The organism is Paenisporosarcina sp. P4_D4 (genome assembly GCF_056401835.1).
In genome coordinates this window covers 1-4,785 of sequence record NZ_JBFUIO010000141.1, presented here as the reverse complement: position 1 = coordinate 4,785, position 4,785 = coordinate 1, and the positions used below count along the sequence as shown (strand labels likewise).

Annotated in this window: 8 protein-coding genes and 1 pseudogene; 5 read left to right on the top strand and 4 right to left on the bottom strand. The window is 37.1% G+C overall.

The window, feature by feature from the left end; all coding sequences use genetic code 11:
- Positions 1–43: 43 nt before the first annotated feature.
- Positions 44–169: pseudogene (locus AC1DSL_RS15855) on the top strand (DUF7660 family protein); the annotation flags it as partial.
- Positions 170–775: 606 nt separating this feature from the next.
- Here AC1DSL_RS15855 and AC1DSL_RS15850 read toward each other — a convergent pair.
- Complete coding sequence (locus tag AC1DSL_RS15850) at positions 776–937, bottom strand: WGxxGxxG family protein (protein WP_477532922.1); 162 nt, start codon at positions 935–937, stop codon at positions 776–778.
- Positions 938–945: 8 nt separating this feature from the next.
- On the opposite strand from AC1DSL_RS15850, the gene AC1DSL_RS15845 reads away from it, so the two are divergent.
- The gene (locus AC1DSL_RS15845) at positions 946–1,476 is read left to right on the top strand and encodes an NPCBM/NEW2 domain-containing protein (protein ID WP_477532921.1); all 531 of its coding nucleotides are present in this window, start codon (positions 946–948) and stop codon (positions 1,474–1,476) included.
- A 122-nt stretch (positions 1,477–1,598) separates the two neighbouring features.
- Here the strand turns inward: AC1DSL_RS15845 and AC1DSL_RS15840 are convergent, their stop codons facing one another.
- From AC1DSL_RS15840 to radC, 3 genes are all read right to left on the bottom strand, one after another.
- Entirely contained in the window at positions 1,599–2,084 is a 486-nt protein-coding gene (locus AC1DSL_RS15840; RefSeq protein WP_477532920.1) for a hypothetical protein, read from the bottom strand.
- 140 nt (positions 2,085–2,224) lie between these two features.
- Entirely contained in the window at positions 2,225–2,470 is a 246-nt protein-coding gene (locus tag AC1DSL_RS15835; RefSeq protein WP_477532919.1) for a hypothetical protein, read from the bottom strand.
- A 54-nt stretch (positions 2,471–2,524) separates the two neighbouring features.
- Positions 2,525–2,983: a RadC family protein gene (gene radC, locus AC1DSL_RS15830; RefSeq protein WP_477532918.1), complete on the bottom strand. Its 459-nt coding sequence runs from the start codon at positions 2,981–2,983 to the stop codon at positions 2,525–2,527.
- Positions 2,984–3,615: 632 nt separating this feature from the next.
- Between radC and AC1DSL_RS15825 the strand changes: the two genes are divergently transcribed.
- From AC1DSL_RS15825 to AC1DSL_RS15815, 3 genes are all read left to right on the top strand, one after another.
- Entirely contained in the window at positions 3,616–3,972 is a 357-nt protein-coding gene (locus AC1DSL_RS15825; protein ID WP_477532917.1) for a hypothetical protein, read from the top strand.
- Positions 3,973–3,997: 25 nt separating this feature from the next.
- Complete coding sequence (locus AC1DSL_RS15820; protein ID WP_477532916.1) at positions 3,998–4,336, top strand: hypothetical protein; 339 nt, start codon at positions 3,998–4,000, stop codon at positions 4,334–4,336.
- 75 nt (positions 4,337–4,411) lie between these two features.
- A partial coding sequence (locus AC1DSL_RS15815; RefSeq protein ID WP_477532915.1) for an AAA family ATPase occupies positions 4,412–4,785 on the top strand: 374 nt, incomplete at its 3' end.

Sequence of the window (4,785 nt, the reverse complement as noted above, 5' to 3'; positions counted from 1 at the left end):
GATCAATTAACCAAAAAATTAGAGAAAATGGAGCAATTATTTAGAAGCTATGGAGGCTTGGATTAGTGATATGGACTGGCACTGCTTAGGAAATAATCAATCAATTCCAATTCAACCTTCATGGAAGACTGTGGCGGACATACTATATGATTCAAAAATGTATGAATGATATTAAACTAACGGGTGCATAGTTGAAGAATCGGCTGCCTTAAAGAGCAGCTTTTTCTGAATGAGTAATGAAGCGACTACTTCCTCATCCGCGTGTTATGTCAACCTATGATGCATGGTTATATAATGGTGTTACCTGAAGATCTACTGGTAGCACTACAGAATTAAAAAAATTATAAATCGCTTCACTCTAATTCATTTTGGATATACTTTTAATGATGTTTTATTCAAAATTCGAACTGATGATAATGATATATAACACTGTGAATTCTTCAGTTCGATTTTTTGTGAAATACGATACTGGCATCTTGTGTACTTTTTAACCACTCATAATTCTTCCTCAAGAAAAACTGTAAGAAGATACTCCTCTCTTGGTACGGGTACCCTTGCAATTGGTATATTAAATTCAATACAAAAAGGTCATCAACGAATTTCCATTTAGTCCAATCAAGCTCTCTATTAATTCCTCTAATTTCTCTAAACAAAAGAACGCCCGAGTGGACGTTCTGAATTTCATCATATTAGTCGAATTTTTCCCAATCGTGGCGTTATGTCAACCTAGGGTAGCAATCTAGTTTCTTGTTCAACTAACGGGGCAGGTTAGAGGCTACTTTCGATCGTCTTTTCTTTTTAATCCCATAAGACCTGCTAAACCTAATAACCCAATCCAACCCCAATCCATATCATTATCATCATCATTGGCTGTGCCAACCGTTGTATCATTATTAGTATCATTTGTGCCTGTTTCAGCAGAGGTTGTGGTTCCGATTATTGTAAATGAACTTTAATAAAGTAGTTTCATATGATAAAACAACTCAATCAGTATTGGTTAATACACCAAAACCTAAAGTTGCATATCTTGGTGATACTGTGAAAAACATGAATTATCAGGAAAGTAATGATGGTGGACTTCTAGTTTATAACGGTAAAATAGTTTTCGACGACGAACTAGAAGGTAGAACTACAGTAAAGGATAACGTAGGTACAGCTTACAAAAACTTTGTATTATTGTATAAACATAATCATGGTGATGACAATTCAAGTAATTTCATCGAGTTTCCACTGAATTCTAAATATAAGCAGTTTACAACAAGAGTTGGGTTAGACGCCAAGTATCAAGATACGACAGCCACTGCACAAGTTGATTTCTTGTTGGATGGCAACGTGATTAAAACATTAGATTTTAAAGCAGGAGATTTCCCGCAAGACGTAACTTTTAGTGTAGAAAATGGTAAGAAATTAACTATACAGTTAACAAGAGATGATGATAGAGCAAGTATTATCTTTGGTAATCCATTACTAAAATAGTAATAGTTGTATATTAAGAAGGCATCTCTCACGAGGTGCTTTTTTATTTGACCAAAATACAAGTATAATAATTTTCAGAGGTGGAAACATGATTTCAAATTGAGTGGGTTTCAACGATTTGTCTAGTGAGCATCTTTGGTTTTTATCGGTAAATCATGGATATAGGTTTCAATTTCTTCTTTAAGCCAGTAAGGATTCCCTCCAATTAAAGCAGTTTCTGTGGGCAATTTCCCTCTTTTGCGCAACATGTGAATTTTTTTGGCATCCATGTTACCACCATGTTCATTCATTAAATCTCCAATATCTTTTTGACTTAATAAATCATTTGGATTCTTAATGATCAATGGTTTGATTGATTTAGGATGATAGGTGTCGGAATAAAAGTAGGTTAGTAATCGATCCAGCGCGAATTCAATCCAATCGGAATCCAATTCTTTAAAGATCTGATTTAGATCAAATGATTCTTCATATTCAAATAATCGAGCAAGTGCTACGAGCACTTGTTCATTCCTATTTAATAATTTCAAGTCATGCTGCTGTTCCTTTGCTTCTACGTAAGACCTAAGATTCTGGCACTTCGTCAGAATTTCCATAGTTGCTTTTTTCATGTAAATGTCCTCCTTTGTTGAATCATTCAACATCCCACTTAATTTTATCAAGTTTTGTTGAATCATTCAACGAACTTCCTTTTTCGCGTTTTTAATGACTACAATACCCCCAGTAAAAGCGTAATACTGGGGGGTAAATATCATCTGCCCATCTTTACATCACCAAAAGCTGTATTTTGTGAAGCTGCATAGATTACACGATTTTGAATGGCAAAGGGGACATTCAGTTTGTCGCATGATTGGAACGCAAAGAAAATGGCTTTTCTGCTTTTGGTACACTCGATGACATCTTGATGGATGGATTCGACACACAAATTTCTTCGCCAAAAGTGAAGGCTACGAAGTGCACTTATCTGAGCTTCATTTAATGGATATTTTTCTGTCATAGTAATTCCTCCTTTATAGGATAAAAACAAAAGGGGAAACATCCCCTTTTGCATTTAAAGCAATCCTTTTTCTTTCAAGGAAATGCCGTCTTCATGACTCACAATGATGGAATCTAATACCTCAATGCCCATAATCGCCCCGGCTTCCATCAGTCGTTTACTAACCTCAATATCCTCCTGTGAATACTGGCAGTTGCCGGAAGGATGGTTATGAGCCACGATAATACTCCCTGCATTATTGAGAATGGCCGATTTGAATACTTCTCTCGGATGCACAATACTGGCATTTAAGCTCCCAACATGGCTTTTATGAACTGCGATAACCTGATTTTTTACATTGAGGCAAAGTACCAAAAACACCTCTCTGTCCTCCTCTGCTATCATGGCTTGAATGAATTCGATGGCATCTTTTGGTGAACGAATTTGTTTAGGGAGTAAGCTCGTATAGGCTTCTTCCACCTCTCGGATTTCTTGTTTAATACGTACGATTTCAATCATTTTGTTTAATTTCATGATTTGTTTCGCTCCTTTTTTGTGTTGTTCTCCGGGCGGTAAATGTCCCAAAAGGGATTATTTTTTGCCTTTTGACACGAAGGACGAACAGATCCAATAGACGGCCAGTCAAGGGTACCAGCGTAAAAAGTTTTTCTGCGCAAGCGCGATTTGAAAAAGTTTTTCGCCCCTTGACTGTTGTTTTGGTGGTTAGTCGGCTCCTGTCTTTGTACGAAACAGAGGGAGGGCGAACGCCTAGGAATCTGCCTTTGTTTCGGGCTTAGACAGGCTGGGAATCTGTACGATCCGGAGGACAAAAGCAAAAAATACAACAACAAAAGGCAGCCACTGGGCTGCCCTCCATTTCTTCTTCTTCATTTCTTTATTTGATAATCTTTTCGGCTCGTTTCCTCGTAAAGAAAAGAACAGGAACCAACGAAATGTAGGCAAAGCCGTAAATTTCGTGGTTATCGGGCTTTTTAGAGGAAAGCGACACGTTAGAGCTTCTTTCAARGCGTTTGCTGCTTTGTTAGGAGCCATCGTGCTGCCGCCCCGAAGGTATTTGATTCTATATGGTCTAGTTTTAGAGGGAATCCTCTAATAAATGGAGAATACTGTAAAAGTGCGATAAAACTTATGTAAGAGGAGGACAAATGAAGAGTATAAAAACAGTTGATGCAGCAAAAAAAGATATCCAGGTACTTGTAGATTTTGTGTCTCTCGTAGAAAACTATCAAGCGAAAACCTTAGCGCAAAAGATAGTAAAGGCTTATGCCTATTCAGGAAGCATCGCCAAAGTCGTTGCAAACATGAATAACGAATTTGGCCCTGACACGATTGATCACACATATGTTTCTGATCTGCTCAAAAGCAAACCGCAAGATGAATTACATAAGCACATGAAAGCAAACTACTTAACTAAAACGCGCCACACAAGGAAAAAACCGAGTAAATCACCTGCGCACACAACATTTCAGTACATTGAACACAATGACATAGGTAAAAGATAATCAGATATGGGAGGAATATAAAACGATGAATAATGAGGCTGTAAACATATTTATGCCGAAGAATTTCGAGGATGAGATGGAGGTCATTACGACGATATTCAACCCTACAAATGATATTGGACTCGCAATTGCCGGGGAAAACTTGCACCCAACCTCAAAGTGTCCGATCTTAAGAATATTTATGTTAGAAACTGTAGATCAAGGATGGGCTTTTAAAGAAGAACTGCAAGCTTTTGCATTTTTGAATTATGATGACGCCCAATCATTTCTGGAAAACCTTCCTACCATGTCTGCATTGGATCTGTTAATTGTCATGAATGGCCTGGAACTTTCTGATGAACCGGCGGTAGGCTTATTTTCATAGCATTACACTACTGAAGTCAATGAGTCACGTAAAAAGGGTTTAAATAGATTGCATAAAACGTTTAGGAGGATTTGTATGTTAGATAATATAAAACAAAATATAGCTCAAGTAATGATTGATAAAGAAGATGAAATTGAGTTAATGATTATTGCTTTGTTAAGTGATGGCCATGTTTTATTAGAAGATGTTCCAGGCACTGGTAAGACTACGATGGCTAAATGTTTTTCTAAAAGTATTGATGGTACATTTAATCGATTACAATTCACACCAGACACTTTACCCTCTGACATAATTGGTCAAGAGTATTTTGATGTCAAAACAAGTGATTTTAAGGTTAGAAAAGGTCCGGTTTTTAGTAACGTGCTATTAATTGATGAAATAAACAGGGCGGTACCAAGATCGCAATCTGCCCTACTAGAGCTAATGGAAGAAAAGAATGTCACATTAGG

Bases quoted from the DNA above. Each gene is read 5' to 3' on its own strand.
- AC1DSL_RS15845 (WP_477532921.1), top strand. From the start codon at position 946: ATGAACTTTAATAAAGTAGTTTCATATGATAAAACAACTCAATCAGTA.
- AC1DSL_RS15840 (WP_477532920.1), bottom strand. From the start codon at position 2,084: ATGAAAAAAGCAACTATGGAAATTCTGACGAAGTGCCAGAATCTTAGG.
- AC1DSL_RS15835 (WP_477532919.1), bottom strand. From the start codon at position 2,470: ATGACAGAAAAATATCCATTAAATGAAGCTCAGATAAGTGCACTTCGT.
- radC (WP_477532918.1), bottom strand. From the start codon at position 2,983: ATGAAATTAAACAAAATGATTGAAATCGTACGTATTAAACAAGAAATC.
- AC1DSL_RS15825 (WP_477532917.1), top strand. From the start codon at position 3,616: ATGAAGAGTATAAAAACAGTTGATGCAGCAAAAAAAGATATCCAGGTA.
- AC1DSL_RS15820 (WP_477532916.1), top strand. From the start codon at position 3,998: ATGAATAATGAGGCTGTAAACATATTTATGCCGAAGAATTTCGAGGAT.